Annotated in this window: 16 protein-coding genes and 2 tRNA genes; 15 read left to right on the top strand and 3 right to left on the bottom strand. The window is 56.1% G+C overall.

Annotated features, from left to right (window positions below; genetic code table 11):
- Window positions 1–83: 83 nt before the first annotated feature.
- Entirely contained in the window at window positions 84–611 is a 528-nt protein-coding gene (hpf, locus tag B5E84_RS15595) for a ribosome hibernation-promoting factor, HPF/YfiA family (protein WP_087224413.1), read from the bottom strand.
- A 725-nt stretch (window positions 612–1,336) separates the two neighbouring features.
- Between hpf and secA the strand changes: the two genes are divergently transcribed.
- The 4 genes from secA (at window position 1,337) to B5E84_RS15575 (ending at window position 6,152) form a co-directional block, all read left to right on the top strand.
- Window positions 1,337–3,910, top strand: coding sequence for a preprotein translocase subunit SecA (gene secA, locus B5E84_RS15590; RefSeq protein WP_087224411.1), 2,574 nt, complete (start codon window positions 1,337–1,339; stop codon window positions 3,908–3,910).
- Window positions 3,911–4,051: 141 nt separating this feature from the next.
- Window positions 4,052–5,192, top strand: a protein-coding gene (prfB, locus tag B5E84_RS15585) for a peptide chain release factor 2 (RefSeq protein WP_143469256.1) whose coding sequence is annotated in 2 segments (ribosomal slippage) — window positions 4,052–4,126 and window positions 4,128–5,192 — 1,140 coding nt in all. Because the reading frame shifts where the segments join, the coding sequence is not laid out codon by codon here.
- Between the two features lie 167 nt (window positions 5,193–5,359).
- Complete coding sequence (locus B5E84_RS15580; RefSeq protein WP_087224407.1) at window positions 5,360–5,803, top strand: ACT domain-containing protein; 444 nt, start codon at window positions 5,360–5,362, stop codon at window positions 5,801–5,803.
- 4 nt (window positions 5,804–5,807) lie between these two features.
- On the top strand, window positions 5,808–6,152 hold the full coding sequence (locus B5E84_RS15575; RefSeq protein ID WP_087224405.1) for a DUF2752 domain-containing protein: 345 nt from the start codon (window positions 5,808–5,810) through the stop codon (window positions 6,150–6,152).
- 115 nt (window positions 6,153–6,267) lie between these two features.
- Here B5E84_RS15575 and B5E84_RS15570 read toward each other — a convergent pair whose 3' ends face one another.
- Window positions 6,268–6,618, bottom strand: a complete 351-nt coding sequence (locus tag B5E84_RS15570) for a hypothetical protein (RefSeq protein ID WP_087224403.1) — start codon at window positions 6,616–6,618, stop codon at window positions 6,268–6,270.
- A gap of 203 nt (window positions 6,619–6,821) precedes the next feature.
- On the opposite strand from B5E84_RS15570, the gene B5E84_RS15565 reads away from it, so the two are divergent.
- From B5E84_RS15565 to B5E84_RS15515, 11 genes are all read left to right on the top strand, one after another.
- On the top strand, window positions 6,822–8,963 hold the full coding sequence (locus tag B5E84_RS15565) for a Tex family protein (RefSeq protein ID WP_087224401.1): 2,142 nt from the start codon (window positions 6,822–6,824) through the stop codon (window positions 8,961–8,963).
- A 37-nt stretch (window positions 8,964–9,000) separates the two neighbouring features.
- Window positions 9,001–9,489 (top strand): YcxB family protein, encoded by a 489-nt coding sequence (locus tag B5E84_RS15560; protein WP_087224399.1) that lies wholly within the window; start codon window positions 9,001–9,003, stop codon window positions 9,487–9,489.
- Between the two features lies 1 nt (window position 9,490).
- Complete coding sequence (gene tsaE, locus B5E84_RS15555; RefSeq protein ID WP_087224397.1) at window positions 9,491–9,919, top strand: tRNA (adenosine(37)-N6)-threonylcarbamoyltransferase complex ATPase subunit type 1 TsaE; 429 nt, start codon at window positions 9,491–9,493, stop codon at window positions 9,917–9,919.
- Complete coding sequence (tsaB, locus tag B5E84_RS15550) at window positions 9,916–10,614, top strand: tRNA (adenosine(37)-N6)-threonylcarbamoyltransferase complex dimerization subunit type 1 TsaB (RefSeq protein ID WP_087224395.1); 699 nt, start codon at window positions 9,916–9,918, stop codon at window positions 10,612–10,614. The genes tsaE and tsaB overlap by 4 nt, the downstream gene beginning before the upstream one ends.
- Window positions 10,611–11,129 (top strand): ribosomal protein S18-alanine N-acetyltransferase, encoded by a 519-nt coding sequence (gene rimI, locus B5E84_RS15545; RefSeq protein WP_242963408.1) that lies wholly within the window; start codon window positions 10,611–10,613, stop codon window positions 11,127–11,129. Before tsaB ends, rimI begins: the two co-directional genes overlap by 4 nt.
- Window positions 11,130–11,424: 295 nt before the next feature.
- Window positions 11,425–11,667, top strand: coding sequence for a hypothetical protein (locus B5E84_RS15540; protein ID WP_087224393.1), 243 nt, complete (start codon window positions 11,425–11,427; stop codon window positions 11,665–11,667).
- Between the two features lie 417 nt (window positions 11,668–12,084).
- The gene (locus tag B5E84_RS15535; protein ID WP_087224390.1) at window positions 12,085–13,005 is read left to right on the top strand and encodes a ribonuclease Z; all 921 of its coding nucleotides are present in this window, start codon (window positions 12,085–12,087) and stop codon (window positions 13,003–13,005) included.
- A complete protein-coding gene (gene tsaD / locus B5E84_RS15530) occupies window positions 13,002–14,024 on the top strand; it encodes a tRNA (adenosine(37)-N6)-threonylcarbamoyltransferase complex transferase subunit TsaD (protein ID WP_087224388.1) in 1,023 nt (340 codons plus the stop codon). Before B5E84_RS15535 ends, tsaD begins: the two co-directional genes overlap by 4 nt.
- Window positions 14,025–14,027: 3 nt before the next feature.
- Window positions 14,028–14,765, top strand: a complete 738-nt coding sequence (gene ispD, locus B5E84_RS15525; RefSeq protein ID WP_087224386.1) for a 2-C-methyl-D-erythritol 4-phosphate cytidylyltransferase — start codon at window positions 14,028–14,030, stop codon at window positions 14,763–14,765.
- A gap of 200 nt (window positions 14,766–14,965) precedes the next feature.
- Window positions 14,966–15,051: transfer RNA gene (locus tag B5E84_RS15520), tRNA-Ser, on the top strand.
- A 46-nt stretch (window positions 15,052–15,097) separates the two neighbouring features.
- Window positions 15,098–15,186, top strand: a tRNA-Ser gene (locus B5E84_RS15515).
- Here the strand turns inward: B5E84_RS15515 and B5E84_RS20880 are convergent.
- On the bottom strand, window positions 15,149–15,429 hold a 281-nt coding region (locus B5E84_RS20880), incomplete at its 5' end, for a hypothetical protein (RefSeq protein WP_204248601.1). The two genes, B5E84_RS15515 and B5E84_RS20880, sit on opposite strands and share 38 nt — an antisense overlap.

Raw genomic sequence — 15,429 nt, 5'->3', positions numbered from 1 at the left:
CGCCCCTTTTTTCGCGCGCCGGAACTGGCGGTGTTGTGTTTTCTCTTATTCTCCAGGCTGTCCTTCCAGCCTCGTCCGGATCCTTAGAACTCCGGCTCAATCAGCCCGTAAGTATTTCCCTTTCTCTTGTAAACCACGTTTACCTCCTCCGTCTCGGAGTTTAAGAAAACGTAAAAGCTGTGTCCCAAAAGCTCCATCTGTACGCAGGCTTCCTCCGGATCCATGGGTTTTACGGCAAACCGTTTGGATTTCACGATGCGGATCTCGTCGTCTGCCTCGTACTCCTCCTGCATAAACGCCTCGGAGAAGGAGAGGGCCGACTGTTTCTTGTCGATGAGTTTCTTCTTGTACTTCTTTATCTGTCTCTCGATAATTTCCTCTACCAGGTCGATGGAGACGTACATATCATTGCTTGTCTCCTCTGCGCGGATAATATTGCCTTTCATGGGGATGGTCACTTCAATTTTCTGCCGGTCCTTCTGAACGCTCAAGGTGACGATCACCTCAGTGTCCGGGGTAAAGTAGCGCTCCAGTTTTCCGATCTTGTCCTCTACCGCCGCTCTCAGTCCAGGAGTTACCTCAATATTTCTGCCAGTAATTGTATAACGCATAAACCATCAGCTCCTTTTTCTTGTGATGACCTTATTATAACACGCGAATTCAAAAAATTCAACGGGACAGCGAGAAATATTATGACAATTATTCTAAATATTTTCTAAAATTTTTATTTGTCCCCGGCAGAAAAACGTTGTAAAACTATATATCCCGTTCGGAAAAAGTCAAGTAAAATCCGGCTTTTTTTGTCGAATCCGGTAAGTTTATGACAAGTACACAAAAAAACGGATGAAAAAGAATTGTCGCGGGAACGCTGAGAAAGAGGGGAAAAGAATGTGGATAATGTGGATAACTTGGTGTATAACTACTTTTTCTGTGAAAAAGGCGATTTTCCGGTGTGGACAAAATTGAGGGATTTTGTCGAAGGAAAGTGTGGATAATGTGGATAACCACAAAAGGAACCTGTGTTCTTGTGCAATGTGCTAAGTTTACCATAAAATTCCTTTTATGTAAACACTGGAAATATGACGGAGCCGTGAATATTGTTAATTTTTCATGAACAAGTTGAATAAGCGGGAGGAAGGTGTTACAATATACAAGATTATGGTATATTCCGCTACTTGCACCATGGCGGCGGAATGTGACAGGGAATCCGACAGGACCCGCCCACGGCGCGTTTTGCCGGGGCGTCCCAGGAGCCGCGGACGGAACAGACCCGTCCTCCCCGTGAATCCCTGGGGAACCTGTGAATTATATTTATATATGTAGTAGGAGAATTTAAATGAACGTTTTTGAAAAAGTCTTTGGCACACACAGCGAGCGGGAGTTAAAGCTCATTTATCCCATTGTGGATAAAATAGACGCGTTGAGACCGGAGATGCAGAAACTCTCCGACGAGGAGCTGCGGGACAAGACGAGACAGTTTAAGGAGAGGCTGGCAGAGGGGGAGACTCTGGACGATCTTCTGCCGGAGGCCTTCGCGGCAGTGAGAGAGGCGGCAAAGCGCACGCTGAATATGGAGCACTACCGGGTGCAGCTCATCGGCGGCATTGTCCTTCATCAGGGCAGAATCGCGGAGATGAGAACCGGTGAAGGTAAGACACTGGTTTCCACCGCCCCGGCCTACTTAAATGCCCTGGCAGGAAAAGGCGTCCACATCGTCACGGTCAACGATTATCTGGCAAAGCGTGACGCGGAGTGGATGGGCCGCGTCCATGAGTTCCTGGGCCTGACGGTGGGCGTGGTGCTCAACAGCATGACCACCGAGGAGAGAAAGAAAGCCTACGCCTGCGACATCACCTACGTGACGAACAACGAGCTGGGATTTGACTACCTCCGCGACAACATGGCTATTTACAAGGAGCAGATGGTGCTCCGGGAGCTGGATTACGCCATCATCGACGAGGTGGACTCCGTGCTCATCGACGAGGCCAGAACGCCTCTGATCATTTCCGGCCAGAGCGGAAAGTCCACAAAGCTCTACGAGGTCTGCGATATTTTAGCCCGCCAGCTGGAGCGGGGCGAGGAATCCGCGGAGTTTTCCAAGATGGCGGCCATCATGGGCGAGGAAATCGAGGAGTCAGGAGACTTCATTGTAAATGAAAAGGATAAGATCGTAAACCTGACGGAGCAGGGCGTAAAGAAGGTGGAGGACTTCTTCCACATTGAGAACCTGGCCGATCCGGAGAACCTGGAGATTCAGCACAACATCATCCTGGCCCTGCGGGCAAACTATCTGATGTTCCGGGACAAGGACTACGTGGTAAAGGACGACGAGGTGCTCATCGTAGACGAGTTCACCGGCCGTATTATGCCGGGACGCCGCTATTCCGACGGCCTGCACCAGGCCATTGAGGCGAAGGAGCACGTAAAGGTAAAGAGGGAGAGCAAAACCCTGGCGACCATCACCTTCCAGAACTTCTTTAATAAATTCCGTAAAAAATCCGGCATGACCGGTACGGCCCTCACAGAGGAGAAGGAGTTCCGCAACACCTACGGCATGGACGCCATTGCCATCCCCACCAACCGTCCGGTGATTCGCGTGGATCACGAGGACGCCGTCTATAAGACGAAGAAAGAGAAATTTAACGCGGTGGTGAACGAGATTGTGGAGACCCACGAGAAGGGCCAGCCGGTGCTGGTGGGTACCATCACCATCGAGACCTCCGAGATGCTCAGCCGGATGTTAAAGAAACGGGGCATTCCCCACAAGGTATTGAACGCCAAATACCATGAGCTGGAGGCGGAGATCGTGGCAGACGCCGGTATCCACGGCGCCGTGACCATCGCCACCAACATGGCCGGCCGTGGTACGGACATCAAGCTGGACGAGGAGTCCAGAAACTTAGGCGGATTAAAGATCATCGGCACGGAGCGCCACGAGTCCAGACGGATTGACAATCAGCTGCGCGGCCGTTCCGGACGTCAGGGCGACCCCGGTGAATCCCGGTTCTACATCTCCCTGGAGGACGATCTCATGCGTTTGTTTGGTTCCGAGCGCCTGATGAGTATGTTTAATGCCTTAGGCGTGCCGGAGGGCGAGCAGATCGAGCACAAGATGCTGTCCAACGCCATCGAGAAGGCCCAGATGAAGATCGAGAACAACAACTACGGCATCCGTGAGAACCTCCTCAAATACGACGAGGTGAACAACGAGCAGAGAGAGATCATCTACGCTGAGCGCCAGAAGGTGTTAAACGGCGGCAACATGAGAGACCTGATCTTAAAGATGATCACGGACATTGTGGAGAATGCGGTAGATATGTGCATCTCCGACGAGCAGAGCGCGGAGAACTGGGACTTTAAGGAGTTAAACAGCCTGCTCCTTCCCATCGTGCCCCTGCGCCCGGTGACCCTCACCGACGAGGTGAAGGCCATGAAGAAGAACGAGCTCAAGCACTACCTGAAGGAAACGGCCATTAAGCTGTACGAGGCCAAGGAGGCGGAGTTCCCCGATCCGGAGCAGATCCGTGAGATCGAGCGCGTGGTGCTCTTAAAGGTCATTGACAATAAGTGGATGTCCCACATCGACGATATGGATCAGCTGCGCCAGGGCATCGGCCTGCAGGCCTACGGCCAGCGCGACCCGCTGATCGAGTATAAGATGAGCGCCTACGAGATGTTCGAGGGCATGACCGCCGCCATCCAGGAGGATACGGTGCGCATCCTTATGCACATTCGGGTAGAGCAGAAGGTGGAGCGGGAGCCGGCTGCCAAGGTGACCGGCACCAATAAGGACACCAGCGCCGTGGCGGAGCCGAAACGCCGCGAGATCAAAAAGATCTACCCCAACGACCCGTGCCCCTGCGGAAGCGGAAAGAAATACAAGCAGTGCTGCGGCAGAAAACCGGTGTAACAGCCGGAGACTGCCCGTTTCAGCCGGCGGCCGGGACGCCAGCCCGGCAGCCGACGCCCCGCGGACGAGACAGAGAGCTGCCAGACGGCCGCGCGGCATAAAAGCATAAAAGTAAGGAAAACAGGAAAGAAGGTGACATTAGTGGTAGAGTTAGACCAGTTCAAATACGAGCTATCCACGCTCGACAAACCATTAGTGGAAGTGAGGGATTCACTTTAACCTGGACAGTAAGGTAAAGCGAATCGCTGAATTGGACAAATACATGGAGGAGCCGGATTTCTGGAACGACCCGGACCGCTCCACCAAGCTGATGAAGGAAGCAAAGAATTTAAAAGATACGGTGGAAGGCTTTCAGAAACTGGAGGAGGAGTACGAGGAGATCGGCCTGATGATCGAGATGGGACAGGAGGAAAACGACCCGTCCCTGATCCCGGAAATCGGGGAAATGCTCGCTTCCTTTAAGGAAAAGCTGGAAACCCTGCGGATCGGCACCCTGCTGTCCGGCGCCTATGACCGTGCCAATGCCATTCTGCGCTTAAACGCGGGAGCCGGCGGCACCGAGTCCTGCGACTGGTGCGGGATGCTGTACCGGATGTACTGCCGCTGGGCAGACAGCAAGGGCTTTTCCACGGAGGTTTTAGACTACCTGGACGGCGACGAGGCGGGCATCAAGTCCGTGACCGTGCAGATCAACGGCGAGAACGCCTACGGCTATTTAAAGTCGGAGCACGGCGTACACCGCCTGGTGCGCATTTCCCCGTTCAACGCCGCGGGCAAGCGGCAGACCTCCTTCGTGTCCTGTGACGTGATGCCGGACATCGAGGAAGATCTGGACGTGGACATCAACCAGGACGACCTGCGCATTGATACGTACCGCTCCAGCGGAGCCGGCGGCCAGCACGTCAACAAGACGTCCTCCGCCATCCGTATCACCCACATTCCCACAGGAATCGTGGTGCAGTGCCAGAACGAGAGATCTCAGTTCCAGAACAAGGATAAGGCCATGCAGATGCTGAAGGCCAAGCTGTTTTTGTTAAAGCAGCAGGAGAACGCGGAAAAGCTTTCCGACATCCGCGGCGACGTGAAGGAGATCGGCTGGGGCAGCCAGATCCGTTCCTATGTACTGCAGCCCTATACCATGGTGAAGGATCACCGCACCGGCTGCGAGAGCGGAAACGCCCAGGCCGTACTGGACGGCGCTTTGGATCCCTTTATCAGCGCGTACTTAAAATGGCAGAGCCTGGGCGGAAAGCCTCAGGACGACGGCGGGGACGATCTGTAAACCCGCCGGCGGCGCAGGGCGCGCCGCAAAGCACACGTTTTCAACTGATACGGGCGGTACCGCCGGGAAACCGGATGGGCCGCCTGTTTCGCTTGCATTTCCGCGGCGGACGTGATATTCTTTGTAGGAGAAACAGATGTATTTCCATTCCATACATGAGAGGACTTATGAAAGAGAAAAGCAAATATTTTGTGGTAAAACAGAAGGCGGTCCCGGAGGTTCTTTTAAAAGTGGTGGAGGCCAAACGGCTGCTGGAAACGGAGCGGGTGATGACCATACAGGAGGCGGCAGACCGGGTCGGTATCAGCCGCAGCTCTTTTTACAAGTATAAGGACGATATTTTCCCCTTTTACGACAATACGAAGGGGAAGACGGTGACCCTGGTGATCCAGATGGACGACGTGCAGGGCTGTCTGGCGGAGATTTTGGGCCACGTGGCGGCCTGCAAGGCCAATATTCTCACCATTCACCAGAGTATCCCGGTGAACGGGGTGGCCACGGTGACCTTGAGCGTAGGCGTAGGCATCCAGACCGGGGACGTGTCCGGCCTGGCGGACGAGATCCAGGAGATGGCAAACGTCCACTACGTGAAGATCCTGGCGGGAGAGTAAAGCTGTGGCGGAGACGATTTCCAGCCTGTTCTGGAAACTAGGGATTCCCTGCGTATTCCATCTGCTGACGGGGGCGTACTGCCCCGGATGCGGCGGGACGCGGGCGGCGAAGGCCCTGCTCACAGGCCATATACTCACCAGCCTGCGCTACAATCCCATGGTGTGCTACGCCGCGGCGGTGTTTCTGGGATTTGGGCTCTGGAAACTGTGGGCGAGATTTAGGGGACGCCCGGCGCCTTCCGTTTACCGGCTGAATCCGTTCCTCTATGGCGGCGCGGCCCTGGCTCTGGTCAACTGGATTTTTAAGAATTATATGCTGTTGGTAAAGGGCGTGGATTTGCTGGCGTAAGCAGGCGAAGGAAAAAGGATAAGAAAAAAAGCAGAAACGGTCTCAGACACGATATGTCTGGAAAATCCGTTTCTGCTTTTTGTTTGTGTTGTCTGTCCATTCACAGCCGGGCCGCCTACAGGCTGGGGATCCCTCCCACGCCGTCAAAAAACTGGCGGTACAGCTCCATATAGTCTTTTCCCAGAACCGGGTGGGGCAGAATCACGTTGTACACCAGCATGGCCATGGCAAAGGTAAAAAGGCTGATGACAATGCCCGCGATGGACAGGATCAGTCCGGTCATGGCCGGGCCGGAAAACTTTTTCTCATTCTGGACCCTGGACAGCAGCGCCAAAGTAAGTCCCGCCATGGCCAGAGGAAACTGGAACAGGGGGGAGATGCACATCAGGACCGAGGCCCCGCCTGTGAGCACTGAAAATGTGGCCAGCCGGGCTGCCAGGCTTTCCGTGTTATTTTTAGGATTCATGGATCATCCTCCGTAACGCACGTCCGTGCAGTTGAAAATACCAGAACATCTTAACATGAAATCCCGGGATTGTCCAGCCGGGAAAAGAATGTCTGGACAAGATGGGAGGCCGCGGGGTATAATTGCACCCGTAAGCACCGGGCCGCGAAACGGCAAACCAGCGGACGGCGCAACCCAACCATTTACGGAGGACCGAAGAACGTATGGACATTATTAAAACTCTGCAAACAGAACTGAACATCAAATACGCCCAGGCGGAGGCTGCGGTGAAACTCATCGACGAGGGGAATACCATCCCCTTCATCGCCCGTTACCGCAAGGAGGCCACCGGCTCCTTAAACGATGAGGTGCTGCGGGCGCTGGATGAGCGTTTGAAATATCTGCGGACCCTGGAGGAGAAAAAGGAGCAGGTGATCGCCACCATCCGCGACCAGGAAAAGCTGACGCCGGAGCTGGAGGCCCAGATCCGGAACGCCATGACCATGGTGGCGGTGGAAGACCTCTACCGTCCCTACCGGCCGAAACGGCGCACCAGAGCCATGATCGCCAAGGAAAAAGGGCTGGAGCCCCTGGCGGACCTGATCCTTTTACAGATGGCGCAGGAGCCGCTGGAGACGGCTGCCGCCGCCTACGTTTCCGAGGAAAAGGGGGTAGAGACCGCGAAGGACGCCCTGGCGGGAGCCATGGACATCCTGGCGGAGCGGATTTCCGACGACGCCAGGTACCGCACCTACATCCGCCGGGCCACCAGGGATCAGGGCAGTCTCCAGTCGTCTGCCAAAGACGAGAAGGCCCAGTCTGTCTATGAAAATTACTACCAGTACGAGGAGCCGGTGAGAAAGTGCGCCGGCCACCGGATTCTGGCTATCAACCGGGGAGAGGCGGAAAAAATCCTCACAGTGAAGATCCAGGCCCCGGAGGAGACCATTCTCCGCTACCTGGAGAAACAGGTGATCACCAGGGAGAACCCCTACACCACCCCGGTGCTGCGGGCTGTCATTGAGGACAGCTATAAGCGTCTCATCGCCCCCGCCATTGAGCGGGAAATCCGCAATGAGCTGACGGAAAAAGCGGAGGACGGAGCGATCCGGGTATTTGGAAAGAACTTAGAGCAGCTCCTTATGCAGCCGCCCATCGCCGGACAGGTGGTGCTGGGCTGGGATCCGGCCTTCCGCACCGGCTGCAAGCTGGCGGTAGTGGACGGCACGGGAAAGGTGCTGGACACGGTGGTGATTTACCCCACTGCCCCACAGAACAAGGTGGCGGAGTCCAAGGAAATCTTAAAGAAACTGATCAAAACCTACGGCATCACCCTGATTTCTGTGGGAAACGGCACCGCTTCCAGGGAGTCGGAGCAGATCATCGTGGAGCTTTTAAAGGAAATCAAGGAGCCGGTGCAGTACGTGATTGTAAATGAGGCCGGCGCCTCCGTCTACTCCGCCAGCAAGCTGGCCGCGGAGGAATTCCCCAAGTTTGACGTGGGACAGAGAAGCGCCGTCTCCATCGCCAGACGGCTTCAGGATCCTCTGGCGGAGCTGGTAAAGATCGACCCCAAGTCCATCGGCGTGGGCCAGTACCAGCACGACATGAACCAGAAGCATTTGAGCGAGACCCTTCAGGGCGTGGTGGAGGACTGTGTCAACAAGGTGGGCGTGGATTTGAATACCGCCTCCGCCTCCCTGCTGGAGTACATTTCCGGCATCAATAAGACCATCGCCAAAAACATTGTCACCTACCGGGAGGAAAACGGGGCTTTCACCGACAGAAAGCAGCTGTTGAAGGTGGCAAAGCTGGGGCCCAAGGCCTTTGAGCAGTGCGCCGGTTTCATGCGCATCCAGGGAGGGAAAAATCCCCTGGACGGCACCAGCGTTCACCCGGAGAGCTACGCCGCCGCCAATGCCCTTTTAAAGAAACTGGGCTACCAGCCGGAGGACATCTCCAAAGGCGGGCTGCGGGAGCTGGGGAAAAAGATCCACGACTACAAAAAGCTGGCTGCTGAGCTGGAGGTGGGAGACATCACTCTGCGGGACATTGTGGGCGAGCTGGAAAAGCCGGCCAGAGACCCGCGGGAGGAGATGCCAAAACCCATTCTCCGCACGGATGTGCTGGAGATGAAGGATTTAACTCCCGGCATGGTGTTAAAGGGAACGGTGCGGAACGTGATCGACTTCGGGGCGTTTGTGGACATCGGCGTCCATCAGGACGGGCTGGTACACGTTTCCCAGATGACGGAGCGCTATATCAAGCATCCCCTGGAGGCCGTGAGCGTGGGGGATATTGTGGAGGTCAAGGTGCTGTCTGTGGATTTGCAGAAGAAACGGATCAGCCTGACCATGAAACTGTAGACGGATTTCCGGGCTGCGCCCGGAGAGGAGAGATCGCATGAAATTTGAAATCAACCTGGATGCCACGGATCTGTGGCGGTTTTCCATGTATCACGTAAACCGCGGGCTGCAGGGGATCTTTAACCTGCTGTTTACCGCGGCGGCCGTGCTCTGCCTGATCTTTGCCCGCGACCAGCTGTCCGGCGGCTACATCGCCCTTCTGGTGGTGTGTGCCCTGGCGTTTTCCGTGTGGCAGCCGCTGCTGCTCTATCTCAAGTCCAGGAAACAGGCGAAAACCGCCGGCATCCGGGAGACGCTGCGGATGGAATTTGGAGAGGAGCTGGTGACGGTTTCCCAGGCGGATCAGATACAGGAGCTTCCCTGGGACCGGATTGTGAAGCTGATTCGCACGAAACACATGGTCATCATCTACACCGACCGCATCCATGCCTATCTGCTGCCCGTCTCTGTGGTGGGAGAGCGGATGGAGGAGTTTGCGGCTCTGGTGCGGAAACATCTGCCGAAGGAGCGATGGAAAGGATTATAATATGGTTGTGGAAACGTACAGCGCGCAGGAAACGTATGAGCTTGGAAAACGCCTGGGCCGGGAGGCGCAGGCGGGGGAGGTCTACTGCCTGGACGGCGATCTGGGGACGGGAAAAACCGTGTTCACCCAGGGCTTTGCCGCCGGTCTTGGCATCGAGGGGCCGGTAAACAGCCCCACCTTTACCATTTTGCAGCAGTATGAGGACGGCCGCCTCCCCCTCTATCATTTCGACGTGTACCGCATCGGGGACGTGGAGGAGATGGAGGAAATCGGCTATGAGGACTGCTTTTACGGAGATGGAGTCAGCCTGGTGGAGTGGTCCAGCCTGATTCGGGAGATTCTCCCGGAAAAGGTGATCCGCGTGACCATCGAAAAGGACATGGAACGGGGCTTTGACTACCGCAGGATCACGGTGGAGGGAAAAGAATGAAGATATTAGGGATAGAAAGCTCCTCACTGGTGGCGTCCGCGGCCATTGTGACGGATGATATTTTGACGGCGGAATACACGGTAAACTTTAAAAAGACCCACTCCCAGACCCTGCTTCCCATGATCGACGAGATCGTGAGGATGACGGAGACGGAGCTGGAGACCATCGACGCCATCGCCGTGTCTGGCGGCCCCGGCTCCTTTACTGGCCTTCGGATCGGTTCCGCCACGGCCAAAGGGCTGGGGCTGGCGTTAAAGAAACCCCTGATCCATATTCCGACGGTGGACGCCATGGCCTGGAACCTCTGGGGTGCCAGGGGCCTTGTCTGCCCCATCATGGATGCCAAGAGAAATCAGGTCTACACCGGCATTTACCGCATGGAAAACGGCCTGGAGGCCGTAAAGGAGCAGTGCGCCATGGATATGGGTGCCCTGGCGGAGGAGCTGAACGGCCTGGGAGAGCCGGTGATATTTTTAGGGGACGGCGTGCCGGTTTATAAGGAGATCATCGAGGAGTGCGTAAAGGTGCCCGTTGCCTTCGCACCCGCCCATTTAAACCGCCAGCGGGCAGCGGCGGTGGCCGCCCTGGGAGCGATTTACTTCGCTGAGGGGAAAACGGAAACGGCCGCCGAACACGGCCCCGACTATCTGAGAAAATCCCAGGCGGAGCGGGAGCGGCTGGGAGAAAGCCTGTGAGCGGCGTAAGCTCTTTTTCGGGAGTTTCCGGGCCTTCCGGGCCGGATTGCCGGATCTGTCTTTTAAAAAACGGGGACGCCCCCGCCGTCGCCGCCCTGGAAACCGTCTGTTTTTCCGATCCCTGGGGGGAACCGGAGTTTGCTTCTTTAGAGGAGAGCCGTCTGGATAAGGGGTTCGCCGCCTGGGTGGGGGAAACCCTCGCGGGCTACGCCATTTTGCGGACGGTAGCGGGAGAGGGGGAGCTTTTGCGCATTGCGGTGCGCCCGGACGTCCGCGGCCGCGGCATCGCCAGGAAACTGATGGAACAGGTGGAACGGGCCGCCAGAGAGGCGGGAGCGGACAGCCTTTTTCTGGAAGTGCGGGCCGGAAACAAGCCGGCTTTGGCTCTTTACCGGGCCTCGGGATTTGAGGAAAACGGCAGAAGGAAGGACTATTACCGCTTTCCCACGGAGGACGCCGTCCTCATGGAGCGGAGCCTGTCCCCTTTGGAGGACGGGGATGGCGTTTCGATTTGAAAGAATTACCACTTAAAATCAGCGTGATCTATGGTATCATGTAGGGGTATCCGGGATGGGTGCCCCTGCTTTTTGCGTTATGGGAAATTGGCTGTTTGCGCAGCTTTGTTCCGGCGCGGGAGGCGCGCCGCGGCTCACAAACTGTTTCACAGCAATAATCGTCCTCCGTGAAACAGATCCTTCAGGAGCCGAACCTTGCAGGAAACGGGCGCGGTTTGCGGGACTGCTCCCCTTTGCGCGGGGCCGGATACGGACAGAGCGGCAGAGGGCCGATAAGAGGAAGGTGAGGATAAGAATGCGAAGATACGGACACGGCGGCCGTCTGGAGACGGTGATCTGCAACGGCTGCGGGAAAAAACTGGTGGTGGAGGAAGGAATCGTGCGGGAAGGGCTTTTGAGCATCGACCACGCCTGGGACTTTTTTTCGGAAAAGGACGGAGAGATCCATCACCTGGACCTGTGCGAGGCCTGCTACGACCGCCTGGCGAACGAGCTGGCCATTCCCGTGGAGGTGGAAGAACAGACAGAGCTTTTATAGAGAGCAGGAAAGAGAACGGTGTTTTTAGGCACACCTGCCACAGAGGGCGGCTGCTGGCGCAGTTCCCACTTTTTTGTACAGGACAGGCGTCCGCCGAAACGGGAGGCGGAGCCAGGGAAATCCCCACGCGGATTCAAAACAGACGGCCGGAAGGGCTGGCGTTTTGAGAGGCGGAGGGGATTTTCTTCGTTTTATGGAAAAATGCCGGTATGGGCGAACTGCCACAAATACCGTCTATGGCGCGGATATTCATGCGGATATTCACGCCGGAAAAAGGCTTGATTCCCCACAGTCACCTGTGCTATGATTCCACATAGGGCCGAACATACAGCCGCCCGGCGCAGTCCGGCCCCGCAGGCAGAAGACGGAGCTATCGCTCCCGGCACTGCTTTCGTGAGAATAGAAATGAGGAATATTATGTTAGATATTTGTTTGCTCGGCACAGGCGGGATGATGCCCCTTCCGTACCGGTGGCTCACCTCTATGATGGCCCGCTGCGACGGGAGCAACCTGCTGATCGACTGCGGCGAGGGAACCCAGGTGGCCTTAAAGGAAAAGGGCTGGAGCCCGAAACCCATTGACGTCATCTGCTTTACCCACTATCACGCCGACCACATCAGCGGCCTTCCCGGCCTGCTTTTGACCATGGGGAACGCGGAGCGCACGGAGCCCCTGACCCTGATCGGCCCCAAAGGGCTGGAGCGGGTGGTGGGCGCCCTGCGGATGATCGCGCCGGAGCTGCCCTTTTCATTAAAGTTTATTGAGCTGGCAGAGCCCAGGGAGCGCCTCCAGATCGGTCCCTACGTCATCGACGCCTACCGGGTCAACCACAACGTCATCTGCTACGGCTACTCCATTTCCATCCCCAGAAAGGGGAAATTTGACGTGGAGCGGGCCAGGGCGGCAGGCATCCCCCAGCGTTTCTGGAGCCGCCTGCAAAAAGGGGAGACCATGGAGTTAGACGGAACGGTATTTACGCCCGACATGGTGTTAGGCCCGGAGCGGCGGGGGCTGAAGGTGACCTACTGCACCGACACCCGCCCGGTGCCGGTGATCGCCGAGTACGCCCAGGACGCGGATTTGTTTATCTGCGAGGGAATGTACGGCGAGGACGGAAAAGAGGCCAAAGCCCGGGAGTACAAGCATATGACCATGTACGAGGCCGCCAGGCTGGCGGCGAAGGCACAGCCGAAGGAAATGTGGCTTACCCATTACAGCCCGTCTTTAAACCGGCCGGAGGAATTTATGGACGCGGTGCGGAAAATCTTCCCCCGTTCCAAGGCGGCCAGAGACGGCTTTACCCTAGAGCTTGCGTTTGACGAAGGAGAAAAAGAATGAACGAAGATACCCTGATACTGGCTATTGAGAGCTCCTGCGACGAGACGGCGGCAGCGGTGGTGAAAAACGGCCGGGAGATCCTATCCAACGTGATCTCCTCCCAGATCGACCTTCACACCCTGTACGGCGGCGTAGTGCCGGAGATCGCTTCCAGAAAACATATTGAGAAGATCAACCAGGTCATCGAGGAGGCCCTTTCAGAGGCCCAGGTGACCTTAGAGGACATCACCGCCATCGGAGTCACCTACGGCCCCGGACTGGTGGGCGCCCTTTTGGTGGGGGTGGCGGAGGCCAAGGCCATCGCCTACGCGGCGAAAAAGCCTCTGGTGGGCGTACACCACATCGAGGGCCACGTGTCCGCCAATTTTATCGAGCATCCCGACCTGGAGCCGCCCTTTATCTGCCTGATCGTGTCCGGCGGCCACACCCATCTGGTGGTGGTGAAGGATTACGGCGAATTTGAAATCATCGGCCGCACCAGGGACGATGCCGCCGGCGAGGCCTTTGACAAGGTGGCCAGAGCGGTGGGCCTGGGCTATCCCGGCGGCCCCAAGGTGGACAAAACGGCGAAAGAGGGAAATAAGCACGCCGTGGAATTCCCGCGGGCCAAAGTGGAGGGCGCGCCCTACGACTTCAGCTTCAGCGGCTTAAAGTCCGCCGTGTTAAACTACATCAACCACGCCAAAATGACCGGCCAGGAAATCTGTGTGCCGGATCTGGTGGCTTCCTTCCAGAACGCGGTGGTGGAGTCCCTGGTGAGCCGCACCGTAGCCGCCGCTAAAGAATACGGCTATGACAAAGTGGCCATCGCCGGCGGCGTGGCCTCTAACTCCGCTCTGCGGGCGGAGATGAAGAAAGCCTGCCGCAAAGCCCATTTAAGCTTTTACCATCCGTCCCCCATCTACTGCACCGACAACGCGGCCATGATCGGGGTGGCGGCTTACTATGAGTACCAGAAAGGCGCCCGCGCCGGCTGGGATTTAAACGCGGTGCCCAATCTGAAATTAGGGGAGAGATAGTCCATGGAACGACCAGGGGGAAAAACGGCGGCTGTGGTGCTGGCAGCCGGACAGGGAAAACGGATGAAAAGCAGCGTTCAGAAACAATTCATGGAGCTTGCCGGCAAGCCCCTGATTGTCCATGCCCTGGAACGGTTTCAGGAGAGCGATGTGGATCAGATCGTGCTGGTAACCGGCCGGGAAGAACTGTCATATTGTAAGAATGAGATTGTCGCCGCCTTCGGCTTTTCCAAGGTGACGGCAGTGGTGGCCGGCGGGAAAGAACGCTACCACTCTGTTTACGAGGGCTTAAAGGCCCTTTCCGGCCAGGGGATCGAGTCCGTCCTCATCCACGACGGCGCCAGGCCCCTTCTGACGGAAACCATCATATCCGATGCCCTTAAGGGAGCCGCGGCTTACGGCGCCTGCGTGATCGCCGTACCCGCCAAGGATACTATCAAACTCGCGGACGAGGAGCAGTTCGCCAGGGAAACACCGCCCCGGGACCGTCTGTGGCAGATCCAGACGCCCCAGGCATTTTCCTATTCCCTCATTCTTTCCGCGTATGAAAAGCTGTTTTCCAGGGCAGAGTACCAGCAGGGAGTCACCGACGACGCCATGGTGGTGGAGACCATGACAGACACCCGCGTAAAGCTGGTGATGGGAGACTATGAGAATATCAAGGTGACCACTCCAGAGGATATGATCCTGGCAGAGGCCTTTTTAAAGGCCCGCGCTGCCCATTTTGCCTCAAAGCGGTAAATTTCCCGCAAATCCGGGCGTTTTCTCCGGCTTTTCACGCCGAAAAACGCCCATAAAACTGGGGAAAAATGGCTGCGGAGAAAAATATTTGAAAAAAATAAAAAAAAGGGTTGACAAATGGCGCCTGATTAGATAGAATGAATGAGCACTTCGGCGAGAGCTGCTGAGACGAACAGCAAAGAACGCGGAAGAAAGCACATGGAGAGATATCGAAGTGGTCATAACGAGGCGGTCTTGAAAACCGTTTGTCCGAAAGGGCGCGTGGGTTCGAATCCCACTCTCTCCGTTAGGACGGACAACGAGCCGCCAATTAAATATAGAAGATACATTCAGCAGAAGTACCCAAGTGGCTGAAGGGGCTCCCCTGGAAAGGGAGTAGGTCGTTAGTAGCGGCGCGAGGGTTCAAATCCCTCCTTCTGCGCTCGGAAGTCTTGAAAAAGACTTCCGAAAATTTTTAAAAAAAGCTGTTGACAAAGCAAACGAGTTATGATAAAATCAATAACCGCTGCGAAAAACGACAGCACTGAGGAATGAAAAACTTCCTCAAAAAATAAAAAAAGTTGTTGACAAAGCGAACGACTTGTGATAACATAAGAGAGTTGCTGCTGAGACAACAACAAAGCAAAGAACCTTGATAATTGAAGATTAAACAGTATGTAAAACC

It is taken from the genome of Lachnoclostridium sp. An14 (assembly GCF_002160755.1).
Lineage (GTDB): Bacteria > Bacillota > Clostridia > Lachnospirales > Lachnospiraceae > Lachnoclostridium_A.
Note: the sequence above shows the minus strand (reverse complement) of the source record. Positions and strands in the feature narration are given on the sequence as shown.